This window comes from Flavobacteriales bacterium (assembly GCA_020635395.1).
Taxonomy (GTDB): domain Bacteria; phylum Bacteroidota; class Bacteroidia; order NS11-12g; family UBA9320; genus UBA987.
This window is the reverse complement of the sequence record JACJZV010000001.1, coordinates 633,282-650,730: the sequence shown is the minus strand read 5'-3', so window position 1 is coordinate 650,730 and position 17,449 is coordinate 633,282. Positions and strand designations below refer to the sequence as shown.

Sequence of the window (17,449 nt, the reverse complement as noted above, 5' to 3'; positions counted from 1 at the left end):
TGAAAATGGGTATAACGGATTTAGTGTGCTGATTTTAAAGCGTTTAATCTTTATCAAGATTTGTGCGATTGACTTTATAGAGTTGGGTAAATTGGAATTTTATACCATCACTTTAAAAAATTAGCAATACCCACCAACAAGTCATTAAGGAGAGGCTTGGATTTATTATGAAAAAAGATATTTTTGACAGATGAATGAGACAACTCATGACCGTGTGAGTTTGGCGGTGAAGCCACATCTTCAGCGTCGCATGTATTGTTGCATAGATAATGGAAATATGCACAATTGGACTATTGTATTGGGCATATAGGGATGTTAGCTGCCATTTTAAGACAGACAACTATGGAAATAAAATTCGACAAAAAATACAAATCAATTACAAGTTTTAACTGGACAGACATTCCTGACTTCGTTGTAATAACTGGACCTAATGGAACTGGTAAATCGCAACTATTAGATTTAATTCATAATACGATTATCAATAAACAAGGAACTACCGAAAGAGTTGTTATAACAGGGAAATCCATCAAACCAGATGAGGTTACTTTTCTTAAGGGAGAGTGGCAACTACAAAATACGGGACACGTTAATCTTTCTACCATTCAGCAACAGATGGATGGTTACTATAATAACTTTAAAGGTGGCAACTATCAAAGAAACCAAGAAGGACAAATTAAAATGTTTTGGGCATGCCAAGAAATTATTAAGAAAACAGGGAAACAATTCAATGTCATAACGAAAGAAGAATTTTACGAATATTTTCCTGAGATATTAATTGAGCAGGAAAGCCAACTAAGTCAAAAGATTGGTGAAGTTTTTTATAATTACAGGTTATCCGAAATAGAACTGCAGGCTAAACACGAAACGGAAGAAAATATAAAAAAATCAATCGGGGAAAAACCGTGGGTTGTTTTAAAAGAAATTATTAAAGAATCAAAATTACCATTTGATGTTAATGACCCTTCAAACAATGGAATTCGAGATGGCTTTCAATTAAAACTTACTCATCAAATATTAAACGAGGAAATAAATTTTAATGACTTGTCTTCAGGAGAAAAAGTACTTATTTCATTAGTGTTTTATTTGTACAACTCCCAAGAAAAAAAAGTATTTCCAAAATTATTATTACTTGACGAACCTGATGCTCATCTGCACCCATCAATGTCTCAACAGTTTTTAAATGTTATCAAAAATGTTCTTGTTGACAAATTTGGAGTCCAAGTAATAATGACCACCCACTCTCCTTCAACAGTTATTCTTGCACCCAATAATTCAATTTATGAAATGTCACGAGTTGAACCTCGAATTAGAAAATCCCCTTCAAAAAATCATTCTGTTTCACTCTTGACAGCAGGATTGGTTTATGTAGGTGAAGGAACTAAGTATTTTCTTGTTGAAGACAACGATGATGTTTCATTTTATTCATTTGCTTACAATCAACTTACAACAGAAAATCAAATCGATGCAAATATTCCATTAGTATTTATTCCAGCATCTACGAAAGACAAATCAGGCGGCAAAGATGTTGTTCAGAATTGGGTAAATAAGCTACAAGAATCAGGATTAGTAAATATTGTTCAAGGACTAATTGACGCAGACACTGGTAATGCCGTATCTGACGGTGTCTATAAAATAGACAGATATAGTATTGAAAATTATTTAGCTGATCCAATCCTTGTTTATGCCGCACTAATTGACAAGGAAAAGAATCCAGCTGTTGAGGGTTTGAAGCTATCAGTAGGCGAAGAATACAAATTAAAATCGCTTCCTGCTGAAACTTTACAGAAAGTCGCAGACGCTATAATATCTATAGTAGAACCTGAATTAAAAAAATACTTTCCTGATTTCGACCCAGCGACTGAAACAGAAAGAATTGAAGTGTCATTTGTTGGTGAGACAATTTTATTATATCCGAAATGGTTATTGAACAGACGAGGAAAAACGATATTGAATGAAGTTTATAATAATATTTTCACAAGCACAATTATTAATTTTAAGACCTTGTTTAAAGCATTAAGAAAACTAAATATGTTCCCGAAAGACCTGGTTGACAAATTAACAGAAATAAAAACGGGTGCTAACAGCACCTTGCCAAAAGCGGGGGCTGAAGTGGGAATTGGAACAGTTGTACAATAAATAAACATTATCGTAGCTTGACAGATTAGTGCTCCGAAAGCCCCGCCCTTCGGGTAGCTGCAAAACGTTAGCAGTAACAATATAACGACAGTGAAAAAGACAATAATAATTTTGACTTTAATGGTTCTCGGACTAACAGCTTGTAAGCAAAAGCAGGTGGTAGAAATTCGTGACGACTTTAAAAAATATTACGACCAATTTAATGTTGGCGGTTCTTTCGTTCTTTACGACCCACAAGACGACAAATATGTTTTTTACAACAAAGACCAATTCGAGCAAACTTTTTCACCTGCCTCGACTTATAAAATTTGTAACTCGCTTATCGGACTTGAGACAGGAGTAATTAAAGACGAGAACTTTGTAATTCCTTGGGACAGTGTAACCCGACAAAACCCAAACTGGAATAGCGACCACGACTTAAAGACCGCTTTCAAAAATTCTACAGTTTGGTATTATCAAGAACTTGCAAAACGAGTTGGCGGACAACAAATGAAATACTGGCTTGATAAAGCAAACTATGGAAACGTTGACACTTCAGGTGGCATAGACAAGTTTTGGCTTACTGGTGGACTTCGTGTTTCTCCCAAACAACAAATTGACTTTTTAAAACGACTTCACGACAACCAACTTCCCTTTTCAAAGCGTTCAATGGATATTGTTAAAAATATAATGATTGCAAAGGACACATTGAATTATGTAATTAGAGCAAAAACTGGTTGGGGCGGACAAGACAATAAAGATATTGGGTGGTATGTTGGCTATCTTGAGAATAAAGACAAAGTTTATTATTTCGCTAACTGCATTCAATCGGCTGACTTAAACAATAAGGACTTTGCAAATGCTCGAATAGACATTGTTTATTTAATCCTTAACGACCTCAAACTAACTGATAGATGAGAATTGCTACTGCTAACACGGGTAGCTGTTGCACAACTACCCTCAACGCTATTTTAGATTTTTACCTCAAAAACAAAACACAATTAACTCGCTGATAATAAGAAGATTAAAATTGCAACTTTTTTGAAATAGTTGAAAAATAGAGTTACTTTTGAGTTGTGAAACAGGCACACGGGTTTTGCGTCAGGCGGGGTGACGTGCAAACTTGGAGCATTATGCTTCTATTCAAGTTTAGTGCAGATTGACAGTTTTGTGCTTCGAAACCCGCCCGAACGCAAAGCCCGAAAACGTTGGGCATAATTATAATAACATGATAAATAGAATCGTAATTTTTTTGTTGTTGAATTTTGGGGCACTTGGAATCAGTGGACTCTTTACAGGAAAGGGAGTACCATCAGATTGGTATCTAGAACTCAACAAGGCTCCTTGGACTCCTCCTGGGTGGGTATTTGGTTTAGCTTGGATCATAATAATGATTTGCTTTTCTTTATATATGGCTTATCTGTGGCCAAGTATTGAGAATAAGAAACTTATTATTGGATTTTATGTACTTCAATGGGTGTTAAACGTAGCATGGAATCCTCTGTTTTTCTATTTACACAATATAACCGTTGCTCTAGTGGTCATTTCATTATTGACACTTCTCATAGGATACTTATTGTACAATTATTGGCCAGTGTTGAAAGTGATGTCTGCACTTTTACTACCATACTTTGTTTGGCTTTTGATAGCAACATCACTTAATGGATATATCTATTTTAATAATTAAACAACTATGCCCTACAATGCATAAGCGGCATTAAAACGACCGCTAATACGGGATCGTACCTGCTATTTTTGGATGATATACTATGGGACAGAGAATAAGCTATTTTAAAAACAACTATGACAAAGGACTTAAAGAACTATTGTTTGACAACTACTCGACTTTTAGGCAATGGTATTTAGACTTTGACAAATCTTCGATGGAGGAATTCAATCAACCATTTGGGAACGAAGGGCTAAAAGAGTATTTTAATCAAAACAAAGATTTGCAAGCAGACTTTGCGACATTAGACAAGAAATTTATTGACGAACTTACATCTGAATTTATAGGAATATACTACGACTTAACACACCAGCACAATGACATTCTTGATTTTTTTGGTCCGACAATGAGTGTTTGGCGATATGATGCAAGTAATAAAATGGTTTCATCTACCAAGGATAAAGATTTTATTGAATTATGGACATTTATAACAAAAGGGCGTTCACTAAAAGACAATTTGCAATTTGATAGTTTTACGAATGATTATAAAATTGGCTTTATAAATAGACAAGAGTATTTGGTACTGAAAAATAAAATTGAGCTTTATTTTGGCGACATAGAAACTATGAGGCGAAAGCATTGGACGAATAAAGAAAAAGCTCAACTTGAAAAAGCAATTGAAAGTTCGAAAGACGGCTCATATTCACTATCAGGACACAATCCAAAAAGTTCGGGACTTGAATATATGTTGGACGCTATAAATGAACTGACAGAAAAAAACAAAGAATTAATAACAGGAATTGAGTAAAACAGCAGGTAGCATCGGTAGCTGTTGCACAACTACCTCAACGCTATTTTAGATTTTACCTCAAAAACAAAACACAATTAACTCGCTGATAATAAAAAGATTAAAATTACAACTTTTTTGAAATAGTTGAAAAATAGAGTTACTTTTGAGTTGTGCAACAGGCACATCGGTTTGGCAAAAGCAGGGCTGAAGGAAGTAATTCAACATTTGTGCTTAACTTCGGCTGATGGTTTTCAAAGCCCTGCTTTCGCCAAGCCGTATCCGTTTGGTGCAACCTTGTACAACATAACAAGACAAAATAAATTATTATGAGTATGATTGGAAATCTTCTTCGTGTTTCAAACGCTGAACTCGAAGAATATATTAACGACAGTTCGAAACTATATGGTAGGATTTATAATGACAAAGGCTACGAAGATCCAAAATTAACAGATGTCGAAAAAGCATGGGCAGGCATTTTGTTTCTATTAACGGGTAAAAACATAGACGACTTAGACCATCCGCTTGCAAAGGTGTTATTCAGCGGACAATTAATAGACGAAGACCAAGATTTAGGTTATGGCCCAGCAAATTATTTGACTCCAATTCAGGTTTCAGAAATAAACGCTCAAATTTCAAAAATCTCGACAGAGGAATTAAAGAGAAGTTTTGACGCAAAAAGAATGATGACATTGGAAATTTATCCGACAATTTGGGACGAAGGGGATGAAGCCTTCGAATATTTAAACGAGTACTTTAAGGCCTTACAACAAGTATACTCCGACGCTACAAAAAATGGAGAAGCAATTATAACATTCATAAATTAAAGCACAGCCACTAATCTAGTAGGCGGCTCTCCCCATAAATGAGGAGAGTGTACCGCATCAACTAATCCAACATCATTATTGGTTATCACTCTCCTTTCAGCTATTTTTGAAGAGTGTTCGCCATTTGCGGCACACACAATGTATATACAAAATAGGCGAAATAATAGTAAATTCAATGGCTGTAGCCCGCTTCAACTTCTCAACGGTTTGATAGGTTTGAAGCCCACAATCGCCTACTTTGCATATACTTACCGTTATGATTAATTAAAATAATGCTCAATTACATTCGAGAAAATATTGAACACGCACAGGAACAAGCAAAACAGAAATTAGGCTTGGCACTGTATAATAAGGGTTACAAACTTGTGACTGACATCCACAATACAGATGGCATTGAAACCAGAATTTACCAGTGGACGAACACTCAGAATAACCATTGCATACAATTGATATGGGATGGTAAAGAGGATTGGTTTGATTTGGGAGAATTTCAACGCACAGATAATCTCAATTACTTGAACGCAACCCAAGTTTTGCTTGTGCCGTTAAAAAGAACAAAGTTGATCAATCGAAAAAACTATATCAGTAATAAGGTTGATGTGCTGATTGAAGCATTAAAGAAATGAATAACCATAACAGCAAATAAACCCACCCGCCAAATGCACTATATTTGTTAGGCGGCTGTGCCTATTTGCGGAACGTTGGCACTAATTTTACAGGACACCTCACGATGAAATTCTTTACACTATTAATATTGACAATTCTACTCTCTTGTAACTCGAATCAAGAGCCTAAAGAACATATTGGTAAGGCTGATACAGCAGAAATTGTAGAAAATAAAATTGCTTCAGTTGACAGTCAAAATACAGGCATAAGCAAAACAGAAATTATAGATACGTTTATTGATAGTTTAAATATTGGCGAAAAAGGGAAATGCAAAGTGCAGTTGATAAGACATAGAGTTTACGATGACATTTATGTAATAGTTAAATTCTACATCAAGGGAAGAAATACCATTAAAGACCCAGAAACATGGATGATACAAAATAATTATTCCTATGAAACTACTTCTCTTATGGGATTTGAAGCCAACATTTCAGATTTTAACAACGACGGATTTAATGACATTACTTTTATTTCAGGGACTGCTGCCAGAGGTGCAAATGAGATAAGGCGACTTTTTATATTTGACCAACAAAACCAAGAATTAATATCAATGGTTAATTCACAGAACTATCCAAATATGCTTTACAACAAACAACTTGACTGCATTGACGCATTTTTAGTCTATGGCGGTAGCTCGACAGTTTTTCTTAGAATTAATGGTGACAGTTTAAGAGAATTCGCAAGTGTTGAGGCAATGGATGGTATCACAGTTCGAGAGTTTGACAAGAATGGAAAAGAGAAAATAATATTTGAAGACACAACAAACAAAGCTAACTACATTCGTTTCAAAACATATAAGCCATTGAAAGAATATGATGATTACTAAAAATACTACCGTTAGCGGTAAGCCTATGACGACATCATACAACCAAATATTTAAGCAACTTTTGACAGAATATAATCTGCCAGACGACTTTTCATTTTCGGTGGACTTACCCACAAAAGTTCAAGAAATTCTTGCCGACCAAATTTTAATAACCGACCTTGGTGTTACTTTAAAATTATTTGACAGACTTTACAAAGCTACACAGGACTGGGAAAATCAATCCATAATTGAAGACAGCGAAAATCATTTTCATGTGGACTGTTATGTAGAACCGGCTGACAACAAAAAAGCCTTTATGCTTGGTGTAAAAACTTTGACTTTACTTGCAGACAAATTTCAAAACGAAGAAATTAAAGGCATTCGGTTTTGGTATTCATTCCAGACACCTGAACTCGGACAACTTTGGGCCAAACAAAACAATCTTGACCAAGATGATGATGGACATTATATCAGCGACAGACTAAGTTTTTATAAATTGCGTGACGGAGAAAATATTATTACAACCAACGAAAATGAAAACAAATTTTGGGCAATACTGATAATAGACATATGAAAGAAGACCTAACCGCTAATCGAGTAGGCGGCTCTCCCAATAAATGAGGAGTACACCTCATCAACTAATCCAACATCACTATTGGTTATCACTCTCCTTTCAGCTATTTTTGAAGAGTGTTTGCCATTTGCGGCACACACATCATGTATAAAACATTGGGGTTTAAGTGGTTAAATCAAGCGTTCTGCTCCGCATCAGCTTTTGTTACGGCAGACAGGGACGAAGCCCGCAATCCCCAACGTTTAATACATGCGACCGTTAGCTGCTATGTTAAGTCGAAACAACAACAAAATAAGAAATAAGAAATATGAAAAAGACAATTTTATTATTGGTGTTCTCTTTGCTTTGTAACACCTTATTCGGACAGCAAAAAGAAGATGCTGAAAAACTTGTTGACGAAGGTATTGCCTACCACGACAAAGGCGACTACGAAGGTGCAATAAATATGACAAAGCATTGCAACTTGATAAAGACAATTTACTAGCATTGGCTGAAAAAGCAATGTCGTTGTTATCGTTACAGAAATACGATGAAGCTATTGAAAATTGCCAAACAGCGATAGAAAAACATCAAGGCGAAAAAGCTCTAAAAAGTGTTTATGTAACATACGGAAACGCTTATGACGGATTAAAAAAAACAGACAAATCACTTGAAATATATGACGAAGGCATAAAACTATTTCCAGATTACTATCAGTTGTATTTCAACAAAGGCATAACACTATCAAGCATTAAAAAATATGACGAAGCAATTATTTGCTTTCAAAAATCTGCATCTCTAAATCCAAATCACGCAAGTTCTCAAAGTGCATTGGGTAGATTACTCTATGCAACAGACAAAAGAATTCCAGCACTTTTAGCGTTCAGCAGATTTTTAATTATAGAACCACAAACTAAACGAGCAAATGAAAATTTGGGACTATTGCAAGGCATAACTAAAGCAAATGTTGAAAAGACAGGTGAAAATTCTATTAACATCAACATAAATCCATCTATGCTTTGCGACACAACCGCAGACGGAAAAGCCAAAGAAAATAATTTTAATATCACGGACTTAATTTTATCAATGGACGCTGCGTTGGACTACGACAAGAAAAATAAAAAGAAAACAGAGATTGAACAATTCATTAGAAAATTTGAAACTGTTTGTTCTTCTTTAAAAGAAATGCAAGACAAAAATTATGGTTTTTATTGGGAATATTATGTTCCATATTTCGTAGAAATGAAAGACAAAAATTTAATAGAAACATTTGCTTACATTGCATTTGCAACTTCTGATTATCAAGACGTTGACAAATGGTTGAAAGAACATAAAAAAGACATTGACAATTTTTATGATTGGTCAAGCAATTATACTTGGACAATAAAATAAATGACAAAAAAGCACAGCAGCCAATCGAGTTGGCGGCTCTCCCAATAAACGAGGATAGTGCCTCATCAACGAATCCAACATCATTATTGGTTATCACGCTCCGTTCAGCTAAATTTGGAGAGCGTTTGTCTTTTGCGGCACGCACTGTGTATTTACAAATGCCTAACCTATGTCAGAACGTATTATTATGAATGACAATCTACAAAAATTACTACTTCATATTGTCAAATTTAAAGATGAGGAACTTGATACAATTTGTACTTATTTCAAACCCAAAAGTGTGAAAAAAAACAGTTTTCTATTGCACGATAGTGACGTTTGCAAGGAATTCTATTATGTTGACAAGGGTTGCATAAGAACCTATTTTATGGACAAAGCTGGCGAAGAAAAAACACGTTATGTTATGACCGACTTTACTATTGGAACAGCATTAACAAGCTTTGCCACTCAAAAACCGAGTACCGAATGTATAGACGCTCAGGAAGATACCGAGCTGTTGGCAATTTCTCATTCCGACTTTTTTAAACTAAATCAGCAGTTTGACAATTGGAAAATATTTTATCAAAAAATACTTGAAATGGCTTATGCTTTCCAAAATAAACGGATTGAAAATTTGGTAACTCTCACCGCAAAACAGAGATATGATGAACTGCTGAAAAACAACCCAATTCTTATTCAAAAACTTTCTAACAAAGCACTTGCCTCATTTCTCGACATACAGCCCGAGACTTTGAGCAGGCTAAAATCGAAATAACCGATTTTGACCTATATCAATGTTTCCCACAAAAAGTAGTTTCATTTTTGCCCATCATTAAAAATTAAAAAAATGCAAGAATTTACATTAATCTTTAGAATGAATTTGACAAGTGGAATCCAGCCAACACGTGAACAAATAAAAGCCTACATGGACAATTGGATGAAATGGATTGACAACATTTCAAACCAAGGAAAATTAGCAAACGGTGGAAATTCATTTTTACCTCACACTGGCAAAGTGTTAAAATCAGACAACAGCATAAGCGATGGAATTTATGTTGCCAACGAACAGTCATTAGCAGGATATATTGTGGTTTGTGCAAACAACATGGAAGATGCCACCATTCTGGCAAAAGACTGCCCGATTTTGCAAGGGCAAAATACAAGTGTTGAAATAAGACAAAACAATACAACACAAGAAATGAAAGATAGTAAAAGAAATTAAAATGCACTGCCGCACACGAGGTATTTATATGAAAGTGGGGGGTTGAAGTTTAACTTTTCAGCTACAGAAGTTCAAAAAAAATTTGTATTTTTATCGATTGGAAGTGCTTTTAACGTCCTACTCGGAACGTACAAAAAATAATTCTTAAAAAGTAAATTTGAAAGAGATATTAAATTTTACCACCAACTTTATTAGGCTTGACATTTTTGTCGGATTCGGTTTTTATTCAATACTATATTTCGTATTGAAAGCATTTCTGAAAGACAAAAAAACCATAGAAGAATTGGATAAAAGTGCGGTTCAATTAATCATCTTTTTAGGTTTTGTCTGGCTGGCATTTTGGTTTATTGGTGCTTTGGCTTTCTATTTTGGGTTGGAAGACGAAACTATAAAAGCCGAATATTATGAACGATTTACGGGTAAATATGCCTTTGCATTGTGGATTCAACCAATGTTTTGGTTCTTGCTTACTCAAGCCTATCGAATTCGGTTCATACGTAAACATCTCATACCTCGAATAATTATAAGTCTGCTTTTTGTGGTTACCATCGAGCGATTTACCCTTATTGTTACCACATTGCACAGAGATTATTTGCCAAGTAGTTGGGCTTCTAACAACGAATTCGGAATGGATATGAAATATCCAATTGTCGGACTTTTAGGAAAAATTTTAGTCTTTTTGGCAGTCGTTTGTTTGTATCATTTCGGAGTAAAAAAAATAAAAAATGCCCTTTACCAAAGGCATTAGTTCGTTTTTACATCTAATTATTCAGAATAAATAATACCTTTGGAAAGCATCAAAGCAAAAACACAAAAAAAGCGTAATTAGATTAAATATGAAAAAACTGGCTATCATTTGCATTGCATTATTCATTGCCCAAACCTTTATGGGCTGCAACAAAGTAGAGGTTGAAAAAGGCACCCCAAAAAGTGTGGAAGAAAGAATCAAAATTTTCAGTAAATCAACGGATTGCAATGATGCAAAAGCCGAAGAGTTTTCATTTCAGGGGAGTGCCGTTTACACTCTAAATCCGGGAACCTGCGGGGCAGACATGAGTACGGAGGTTTTGGATTCCGATGCCAACGTTTTGGGATTATTGGGTGGTTTTGTCGGAAATTCAAAAATTAACGGGGTTGATTTTTCTTCGGCAACTTTCGTTAGAACCGTGTGGACGAAGTAGAAAGAATCTTGTTGATGCCGTTGATAGCAAAATTATATCCACACCGAGTGGTAGTATATTTCCGTAAGAAACATTTTTTTTCCTGATGAATGGTTTGTTAAATTTATTTGCTCTCGAGAATCAATGCGACCCGAACAAATTTGGGAAAGAAGTGCATCTTGACAAGATTAGCGATGATATGTACAGGGTATCAGAATTCGGAATATTTAAGCCTATTTTAGAAGGCGGAAATTTAGTCGATAATTCAATCGCAGAAATTCTTTGCAAATATGTTGCAGACCAAATTAGCTCAATTAAAGAAGTAAAAATATGGAGAAAATCCACAGATGAAACTTGGAATAATTATTCTGAGATAATTTATAAAAATCACCTAAACTTAAAGAATATTAAACGTGTGAAATCCGATGGATTCAGAATTTATCAACTTTATTTTGATAGAATTTACGTTTCGTCAAATCTTAAAGAAAAGTTGATTTTAGAGTGTGAAAAATCGGATAAATTGGAATTCGATAATGAATTCCCAATGTATGTGGCATGAAAAATCTAATTTACACATTATTGCTTTTAACCTCCATCGTTGGGTGTATCAAATCCAACAACAAAAGAAATCCGTTGGATGAGAAATCAATGGTATTGGATACGTTAAATGACAGCATTCCGTATAAAGACTCACTCGAAATATTCAATGGTAAACCCAAAAAGGCTGAACGTGAGACGTGTTTAGCCAAATGCACCGATTTCTTAAAACTTAAAGACGTAATTCTTCAAAAAGATTTTTTCAACAAACTTGATTCGGTATTAAACGATCAATACCCAAATAATGATAAAGAAAAAGAGATATTTTGTGGATATAACACCAACCTATCTCAACCTTTTTCTTAACGATATAAACATCGACTCTTTAGAGAAAAATAATTACTTCGAAATGAAATATCATTTCAATATCGCTCCCAAAGGATACAAAGACCCCGAAGCTTGTAAGGACATGATAAGGTTGTATTTCGACAACAAATTCTGTCATTTCGTACTTATAATAGATAACACCTTTTTAGTTGAACCAGATTGGTGCACAGAGTCCTCCGTTCTTTATCACATTGAAATCGAAAAAAATAACATAAAGTATTTTGGAAGACAAGAAGCTGGATAAGTAACTCATTCCTATAACGAAAAATCGTTGCCCATTAAAACATAAGCCAAGAACTAATAAAATTTGTGGTATTTTAGATATGGGTAAACAAAATATGGTGTCTCCGGCTTTTTGTGAATTGAACAAGTTCGGTAGGGCAATTTGGGAAGAAAAAAAAAAAAAGAACCTAAGGTGTATTTATGACTATAGCTGAAAAATTTAGAGGATGCATTATTGCCGGGGCTATTGGCGATGCATGGGGAAGTGGATTTGAACATAAAGTAAAAGAAAAAGAAGACACCATATACCTTTTTGGAAAGCCGAATACGGAAGAACCTATTTGGCAAATAACCGATGATACACAATTAACTTTGGCAACAATCGAAGCAATGATTGAGGATGAAGAGGCTAATCCGGAGTCAATTGCAAAAATGTTTTTAAAATTTTACCAACAAAGAAAAATTAGCGGAATTGGAGCAAGTACGCTAAAATCTCTAACAGAATTAAACCATGGCATACATTGGAGCTATGTGGGTAGAAGCGGCGAATATGCAGCCGGAAACGGAGCAGCCATGCGAATTGCCCCAATTGCATTTAAAGAAAACATTACCGACTCCAAAATCAAAAATATTTGCAAAATCACGCACAACAATGATGAGGCATACATTGGGGCAAGATGTGTCATAATTGCAATTAGAGAAATTTTGAAAGGCCATTGGACAGGAGAAACAAATTTGATTGATTTGGTAATTGACCAAATTCCAGACACAAGAGTAAGAGACCGATTAATTGAAATCAAAGACATTAAGAGTCTTAAAGAAATTGGACAAATTGGGAACAACGGATATGTGGTAAACTCTGTTCCGTTGGCTATTGCGGCGGCAAACCAAGTTAAAGAAAAAGGTATCGAAAAAATGTATTTGCAACTCATTGAAATTGGCGGAGATACCGACACCAATTGCTCCATTGCCGGACAAATTGCTGGCACATTCATTGGACAAAAAGGGATACCCGACAAATTAATAAATAAGTTGAAAAATTTGAGTGAATATGAATGGATTGAGACAACAATGAACACATTTATTAAAAAAGAAAACTGGGAATAAATGGGAAAAGCTGAGAACCGAGCAACACATCCCGTTGCCTAACAATTTCGGCCACTTGCATACAAAACATTTCAGAGTTATTAATAATTGTTGACACCAAATGGAGCAATGGATAACACCTTTTATTACAATGTTTCGAATTAAAAAACTGACAGTATTTTTTTGGTTTATTATCACAATACTAAACACCGTTGGATGCATCCGCAGCAATGATATAGATGACCGAAATATTCAGAAAAAATATTTTATAAATCGGTTCAACATATCACTACCCGACGACATTGTGGACATTAAAATAAAAGACCATTTTATACGGGATTCTTGGATTTTGTTTATGAAGTTTTCCTATTCTGATTCATTATTTCAGCAAATACTTCACTCAAACTTTGATACACCAAAAGATTCTTTGCCTAAATATGTGATTGACGATGCAAACCACCATGTATATGAAAATTATGGCAGCAAGCCCGAATGGTTCGATACCCCAACGGATAGCGTTGAATTATTTTATGGCTCTGGTTTGAAGGTTGAGGAAGGTGGTTGGGATAAATCATCAGAAGCCATCTGGAAAGACCCCAAAAATAATTGCATCTACTACCTATGTTCGGCGGTTGATTTCTGATTATTTAACCCATTGGAAATAAAATTTCACGTTAAAAAAACCACTACTAGATAACAATAATGGTTTCCTTTATTGTAAATTTGAGTATGGAAACACCACACGACATTGGAAAAAAAGCGTTGATTTTGGCTGGAATCACTTTTTTCGTTTTTGCGTCGATGCCATACTTTTTAGACCTATTTTTCCCTGCAAAATCCGTTGGACAAATTATTGGTGAAACCGCCAGAGACGTAGCTAACGGACTCAACAACCAAGAATTTCCTGCAAAAAAGGGTTCAGTTCGTAACACTTGGGCGAATATTTTAACCATAGTAGCATTTGGGCTTATGGCTGTTTCGGTATTCTTTATTTCAAAAGCATTTCAGCAAAAATCGGCAAGGTGGTATCCCATTGGGGCTTCTACCCTATTGGTGGCAGCCGGTGGTATATATTTTACGCATTTGGCCATCGGACTCATTGGGTTGGTGGTTGTTGCTTTTTTGGCAGTTACATTGGTTTTGGGCAATTAATTTGTTTTCATGAAACAACTTCTTTTTTCGGTAATCATTTTTTCATTCATGACTTGTCAATGGGCTGATGCCTCTAAACAGGAGAAAAATTCGGAAGTTATTCCTCAAGATAGCGTAAAGAAAAAAAGTGTTGTTGAGAATTATTATGAACATAATAAAGGAGATAGTTCCAAAAGCGAATCACTCGGAACAGTCTCAAAAGGGTCGTTAAAAAACGGCAAACTATTGCCATTTGAGGGAGAAAATTTCCATTATTTCGACACGGTGAGTTATTTGGCTGGCAGAGCTTTTTTAAATGACCAACTGTTGGCCTCTGTGTTGGAATATTATTCCGAACTTGCCTACACCTATCCAAATAGGCACTTCTGCATTATGGAGTGTTCAAACAAACATGGCGGAGAAATTGCTCCTCATCGAACTCATCAGAATGGACTAAGCATTGATTTTATGATACCCTTAGCCAAACAAAACCAACCCTATTATGCCCTCGACAGTTTGGGCAAAAACCATTATTTGCTTAATTTTAACAATAGCGGACAATACGACAAAGACACCTCTGTTTCCATTGATTTCGACTTGGTGGCGGCACAAATTTTAACGCTCGACAAGGTTGCACGTTTGCACGGTTTAAAAATCTCTAAAGTCATTATTAAAACCGAATTCAAAGATGAATTATTTGCCACCGAAAATGGAAACCGACTAAAAAACAGCAACATATACCTTGTGCAAAGCCTTACACCACTTATAAATTCACTGCACGATGATCATTTTCATGTCGATTTTGAACTATTCAATGGTGCGAAATGAGAGCCAAAGTATTAATAATAACATTTACCTTTTTTCTGTCTTGGCTGTCGTGCAGGGCACAAAACAATCAAGCTTTTTTCTATTTTAAAAATATTGAGGACTGGGAAAACCACATGCAACATATTTATTGGAACATAAACGGAACAAAAATAAGTTTGAGCACAGACACTTTTGCCATAGAAATAAATCCAACAAATTTTGACACACTTACGTTCTTTGCACCCAATTTTGACTACAAAAGCACGGCTTTGGCAAAATTCAAACAGAACAAATATTACGTTATTAGAGCAATAAAATGTACCGACTTCGATATTGTTTTGGACAATGAAGAATACAGCCAACTTCATCCAATAGAATTTTGCATGATAAATGGTCTCCTCCAAGATTCTATGATAGGTTTTGGAGGTCTTGAACATTCAAGTATCTTAACAAATAAAGATAGCTGTGCAGCTATTAATGCCCATGAATCCTATATGTGTGCAAATACAAGATTAAGGATTGGAATGATTTCAAAACCCATTGTAGAACAAGCTGAGTTTGAAGATGCCTATTTCGACGATTCAACCTATGCTTTTAATTTTCAATTTCAATTCATCGAAAACGAACGTCTAAAAATCACTTATGATGTCGGAAAAAAGGAATTTTACTTACGCTTGATTGATTAGTTTCTCCAAAAAAAAGACAATATCCTAAAAATAAAAAAGCAACCGTCAAATATTGGCTTACCTTTGCACCTTTAATTTTAATATTTTTTAATGAATACAGGAACTGTAAAATTCTTCGATGAAACTAAAGGATTTGGTTTTATTAAGGATGATGAGGCTGGCAAAGATTACTTTGTTCACTCATCCGGATTAATCAACCGAATTACCGATGGTGACAAAGTTGAATTTGAATTGAGAGAAGGAAAAAGAGGGCTTAATGCCGTTAATGTTAAAGTTGTTTAACAATACTTTTGAATTTTTGAGAAAAGATTGGTCATCAGTTGGCCAATCTTTTTTTTTGTCTTCTGGTTTTACGGTTTGGTTTCTGTGGGCAAATCAATTCCTTCGTTTACCTCTTTTTGTTTGTCGCCTATTTTTCGCTGTTTGTTAAACACTCCCGTATATCGGCGTGGGTAGGCAATCATATCTTTTACCAATGAATCAAGGTCGTTTACCGAAGTGTTCAAATTTGTCCAAAGCTCATCGTCTTTAGCCAATTTTCCGAGCGTGCCTTGCCCTTCTTGAACAGCAGTCAGCGTTTTTTTAACCTCAGTAATGGTTTCTGTTAATTGGCCGCTGAGTTCTTCGGCATTTATTTTCGACAATTCTTTAACCACCCCTTCTAAACCAGCCACCACATCGTTTATTTTTGGTGTACTCGATTTTAAATCGGCACTCATTGTTGCCAAATTTCCAAGAATAGTATTTAATTTTTCTGATTTCCCAATCATTAGGCCATCCAAATTGTCGGCAGCTGATTTAAACGATTTTAATGTGGAACTTAAATCGGCCAGTGTCTTTTGAAGGCTTACTCCAGAAACTGCTGTGTCGATATTATTTAGCAGATTATCCACCTTTTCTGACAAAGGAGACAGCACATTGGTAAGTGCCTGAGCCATTCCGGCATCCTTTTTAGATAGCAGCGTGTCTCCGGATATGGCAAAAACATTGGTGTCGCCCATAATTATCTCCACCGCTTTGCTGCCCAAGAGGTCGCTATTGGTAATTTTGAGATAAGAGTTTTTGGGCAACTTTATGCTTTGCGGAATCTTAACTTCCACAATTAGTTTTAACGTATTATGATCCATCGTCACCGCATTTACATGGCCAACCTTGTAGCCTCTCAATATCACAGGATTTGAACGAAAAAGCCCATCAACTTCGGTATAAACGCCGTAATAGGTGTTGCTCTTCGAGAACACATTATCTCCCTTCAAAAAATTATACCCAAGTATCAAAATAGTGATTGCGGCTGCGGCAATTATTCCAACCTTGGTTTCGTTTGAAACTTTCATTATCTAAGTAATTTCAACTATTTACAGGTCAAAAATAAGAATTTTAAGCCCTATAGGGCTTTACTTGAAGATAAAAAGGGCAATTTG

The 17,449-nt window shown here is 35.3% G+C and carries 24 protein-coding genes; 23 read left to right on the top strand and 1 reads right to left on the bottom strand.

Going from position 1 to position 17,449, the window contains the following annotated elements; translation table 11 throughout:
- Window positions 1-312: 312 nt before the first annotated feature.
- From H6607_02780 to H6607_02670, 23 genes are all read left to right on the top strand, one after another.
- Window positions 313-2,136 (top strand): ATP-binding protein, encoded by a 1,824-nt coding sequence (locus H6607_02780; GenBank protein MCB9261289.1) that lies wholly within the window; start codon window positions 313-315, stop codon window positions 2,134-2,136.
- A gap of 120 nt (window positions 2,137-2,256) precedes the next feature.
- A complete protein-coding gene (blaOXA, locus tag H6607_02775) occupies window positions 2,257-3,033 on the top strand; it encodes a class D beta-lactamase (GenBank protein ID MCB9261288.1) in 777 nt (258 codons plus the stop codon).
- Window positions 3,034-3,343: 310 nt separating this feature from the next.
- Complete coding sequence (locus tag H6607_02770; protein MCB9261287.1) at window positions 3,344-3,802, top strand: tryptophan-rich sensory protein; 459 nt, start codon at window positions 3,344-3,346, stop codon at window positions 3,800-3,802.
- Window positions 3,803-3,884: 82 nt separating this feature from the next.
- The gene (locus H6607_02765) at window positions 3,885-4,589 is read left to right on the top strand and encodes a hypothetical protein (GenBank protein ID MCB9261286.1); all 705 of its coding nucleotides are present in this window, start codon (window positions 3,885-3,887) and stop codon (window positions 4,587-4,589) included.
- Window positions 4,590-4,903: 314 nt separating this feature from the next.
- Window positions 4,904-5,395, top strand: coding sequence for a YfbM family protein (locus tag H6607_02760; GenBank protein ID MCB9261285.1), 492 nt, complete (start codon window positions 4,904-4,906; stop codon window positions 5,393-5,395).
- Window positions 5,396-5,667: 272 nt separating this feature from the next.
- The gene (locus H6607_02755; GenBank protein ID MCB9261284.1) at window positions 5,668-6,021 is read left to right on the top strand and encodes a hypothetical protein; all 354 of its coding nucleotides are present in this window, start codon (window positions 5,668-5,670) and stop codon (window positions 6,019-6,021) included.
- Window positions 6,022-6,149: 128 nt separating this feature from the next.
- Entirely contained in the window at window positions 6,150-6,887 is a 738-nt protein-coding gene (locus tag H6607_02750) for a hypothetical protein (protein ID MCB9261283.1), read from the top strand.
- Window positions 6,874-7,440 (top strand): hypothetical protein, encoded by a 567-nt coding sequence (locus H6607_02745; protein MCB9261282.1) that lies wholly within the window; start codon window positions 6,874-6,876, stop codon window positions 7,438-7,440. The genes H6607_02750 and H6607_02745 overlap by 14 nt, the downstream gene beginning before the upstream one ends.
- Before the next feature lie 307 nt (window positions 7,441-7,747).
- Complete coding sequence (locus H6607_02740; protein MCB9261281.1) at window positions 7,748-7,924, top strand: hypothetical protein; 177 nt, start codon at window positions 7,748-7,750, stop codon at window positions 7,922-7,924.
- Between the two features lie 17 nt (window positions 7,925-7,941).
- A complete protein-coding gene (locus H6607_02735) occupies window positions 7,942-8,811 on the top strand; it encodes a tetratricopeptide repeat protein (protein MCB9261280.1) in 870 nt (289 codons plus the stop codon).
- Between the two features lie 169 nt (window positions 8,812-8,980).
- Window positions 8,981-9,565, top strand: a complete 585-nt coding sequence (locus H6607_02730; GenBank protein ID MCB9261279.1) for a Crp/Fnr family transcriptional regulator — start codon at window positions 8,981-8,983, stop codon at window positions 9,563-9,565.
- A 99-nt stretch (window positions 9,566-9,664) separates the two neighbouring features.
- Complete coding sequence (locus tag H6607_02725) at window positions 9,665-10,012, top strand: transcription initiation protein (protein ID MCB9261278.1); 348 nt, start codon at window positions 9,665-9,667, stop codon at window positions 10,010-10,012.
- Between the two features lie 244 nt (window positions 10,013-10,256).
- A complete protein-coding gene (locus H6607_02720; GenBank protein MCB9261277.1) occupies window positions 10,257-10,760 on the top strand; it encodes a hypothetical protein in 504 nt (167 codons plus the stop codon).
- An 88-nt stretch (window positions 10,761-10,848) separates the two neighbouring features.
- Entirely contained in the window at window positions 10,849-11,193 is a 345-nt protein-coding gene (locus H6607_02715) for a hypothetical protein (protein ID MCB9261276.1), read from the top strand.
- An 85-nt stretch (window positions 11,194-11,278) separates the two neighbouring features.
- Complete coding sequence (locus H6607_02710) at window positions 11,279-11,731, top strand: hypothetical protein (GenBank protein ID MCB9261275.1); 453 nt, start codon at window positions 11,279-11,281, stop codon at window positions 11,729-11,731.
- Window positions 11,728-12,075, top strand: a complete 348-nt coding sequence (locus H6607_02705) for a hypothetical protein (GenBank protein ID MCB9261274.1) — start codon at window positions 11,728-11,730, stop codon at window positions 12,073-12,075. The genes H6607_02710 and H6607_02705 overlap by 4 nt, the downstream gene beginning before the upstream one ends.
- A 43-nt stretch (window positions 12,076-12,118) precedes the next feature.
- On the top strand, window positions 12,119-12,340 hold the full coding sequence (locus tag H6607_02700) for a hypothetical protein (protein MCB9261273.1): 222 nt from the start codon (window positions 12,119-12,121) through the stop codon (window positions 12,338-12,340).
- Between the two features lie 179 nt (window positions 12,341-12,519).
- The gene (locus H6607_02695) at window positions 12,520-13,425 is read left to right on the top strand and encodes an ADP-ribosylglycohydrolase family protein (GenBank protein MCB9261272.1); all 906 of its coding nucleotides are present in this window, start codon (window positions 12,520-12,522) and stop codon (window positions 13,423-13,425) included.
- Window positions 13,426-13,555: 130 nt separating this feature from the next.
- Window positions 13,556-14,047, top strand: a complete 492-nt coding sequence (locus tag H6607_02690) for a hypothetical protein (protein MCB9261271.1) — start codon at window positions 13,556-13,558, stop codon at window positions 14,045-14,047.
- 86 nt (window positions 14,048-14,133) lie between these two features.
- The gene (locus H6607_02685) at window positions 14,134-14,556 is read left to right on the top strand and encodes a hypothetical protein (GenBank protein MCB9261270.1); all 423 of its coding nucleotides are present in this window, start codon (window positions 14,134-14,136) and stop codon (window positions 14,554-14,556) included.
- A 9-nt stretch (window positions 14,557-14,565) separates the two neighbouring features.
- Window positions 14,566-15,363, top strand: coding sequence for a penicillin-insensitive murein endopeptidase (locus H6607_02680; protein ID MCB9261269.1), 798 nt, complete (start codon window positions 14,566-14,568; stop codon window positions 15,361-15,363).
- Entirely contained in the window at window positions 15,360-16,028 is a 669-nt protein-coding gene (locus H6607_02675; GenBank protein ID MCB9261268.1) for a hypothetical protein, read from the top strand. The genes H6607_02680 and H6607_02675 overlap by 4 nt, the downstream gene beginning before the upstream one ends.
- Window positions 16,029-16,118: 90 nt before the next feature.
- Window positions 16,119-16,310 (top strand): cold shock domain-containing protein, encoded by a 192-nt coding sequence (locus H6607_02670; GenBank protein MCB9261267.1) that lies wholly within the window; start codon window positions 16,119-16,121, stop codon window positions 16,308-16,310.
- A gap of 68 nt (window positions 16,311-16,378) precedes the next feature.
- On the opposite strand, the gene H6607_02665 is transcribed toward H6607_02670, so the two are convergent.
- A complete protein-coding gene (locus H6607_02665; GenBank protein MCB9261266.1) occupies window positions 16,379-17,362 on the bottom strand; it encodes an MCE family protein in 984 nt (327 codons plus the stop codon).
- Window positions 17,363-17,449 lie beyond the last annotated feature (87 nt).

What these genes read in the sequence shown, in the direction of transcription:
- blaOXA (MCB9261288.1), top strand. Translation starts at nt 2,257, where the DNA reads ATGGTTCTCGGACTAACAGCTTGTAAGCAAAAGCAGGTGGTAGAAATT.
- H6607_02730 (MCB9261279.1), top strand. Translation starts at nt 8,981, where the DNA reads ATGTCAGAACGTATTATTATGAATGACAATCTACAAAAATTACTACTT.
- H6607_02770 (MCB9261287.1), top strand. Translation starts at nt 3,344, where the DNA reads ATGATAAATAGAATCGTAATTTTTTTGTTGTTGAATTTTGGGGCACTT.
- H6607_02755 (MCB9261284.1), top strand. Translation starts at nt 5,668, where the DNA reads ATGCTCAATTACATTCGAGAAAATATTGAACACGCACAGGAACAAGCA.
- H6607_02680 (MCB9261269.1), top strand. Translation starts at nt 14,566, where the DNA reads ATGAAACAACTTCTTTTTTCGGTAATCATTTTTTCATTCATGACTTGT.
- H6607_02760 (MCB9261285.1), top strand. Translation starts at nt 4,904, where the DNA reads ATGATTGGAAATCTTCTTCGTGTTTCAAACGCTGAACTCGAAGAATAT.
- H6607_02740 (MCB9261281.1), top strand. Translation starts at nt 7,748, where the DNA reads ATGAAAAAGACAATTTTATTATTGGTGTTCTCTTTGCTTTGTAACACC.
- H6607_02705 (MCB9261274.1), top strand. Translation starts at nt 11,728, where the DNA reads ATGAAAAATCTAATTTACACATTATTGCTTTTAACCTCCATCGTTGGG.
- H6607_02765 (MCB9261286.1), top strand. Translation starts at nt 3,885, where the DNA reads ATGGGACAGAGAATAAGCTATTTTAAAAACAACTATGACAAAGGACTT.
- H6607_02735 (MCB9261280.1), top strand. Translation starts at nt 7,942, where the DNA reads ATGTCGTTGTTATCGTTACAGAAATACGATGAAGCTATTGAAAATTGC.
- H6607_02690 (MCB9261271.1), top strand. Translation starts at nt 13,556, where the DNA reads ATGTTTCGAATTAAAAAACTGACAGTATTTTTTTGGTTTATTATCACA.
- H6607_02710 (MCB9261275.1), top strand. Translation starts at nt 11,279, where the DNA reads ATGAATGGTTTGTTAAATTTATTTGCTCTCGAGAATCAATGCGACCCG.
- H6607_02695 (MCB9261272.1), top strand. Translation starts at nt 12,520, where the DNA reads ATGACTATAGCTGAAAAATTTAGAGGATGCATTATTGCCGGGGCTATT.
- H6607_02670 (MCB9261267.1), top strand. Translation starts at nt 16,119, where the DNA reads ATGAATACAGGAACTGTAAAATTCTTCGATGAAACTAAAGGATTTGGT.
- H6607_02715 (MCB9261276.1), top strand. Translation starts at nt 10,849, where the DNA reads ATGAAAAAACTGGCTATCATTTGCATTGCATTATTCATTGCCCAAACC.
- H6607_02675 (MCB9261268.1), top strand. Translation starts at nt 15,360, where the DNA reads ATGAGAGCCAAAGTATTAATAATAACATTTACCTTTTTTCTGTCTTGG.
- H6607_02745 (MCB9261282.1), top strand. Translation starts at nt 6,874, where the DNA reads ATGATGATTACTAAAAATACTACCGTTAGCGGTAAGCCTATGACGACA.
- H6607_02780 (MCB9261289.1), top strand. Translation starts at nt 313, where the DNA reads ATGTTAGCTGCCATTTTAAGACAGACAACTATGGAAATAAAATTCGAC.
- H6607_02700 (MCB9261273.1), top strand. Translation starts at nt 12,119, where the DNA reads ATGAAATATCATTTCAATATCGCTCCCAAAGGATACAAAGACCCCGAA.
- H6607_02725 (MCB9261278.1), top strand. Translation starts at nt 9,665, where the DNA reads ATGAATTTGACAAGTGGAATCCAGCCAACACGTGAACAAATAAAAGCC.
- H6607_02685 (MCB9261270.1), top strand. Translation starts at nt 14,134, where the DNA reads ATGGAAACACCACACGACATTGGAAAAAAAGCGTTGATTTTGGCTGGA.
- H6607_02665 (MCB9261266.1), bottom strand. Translation starts at nt 17,362, where the DNA reads ATGAAAGTTTCAAACGAAACCAAGGTTGGAATAATTGCCGCAGCCGCA.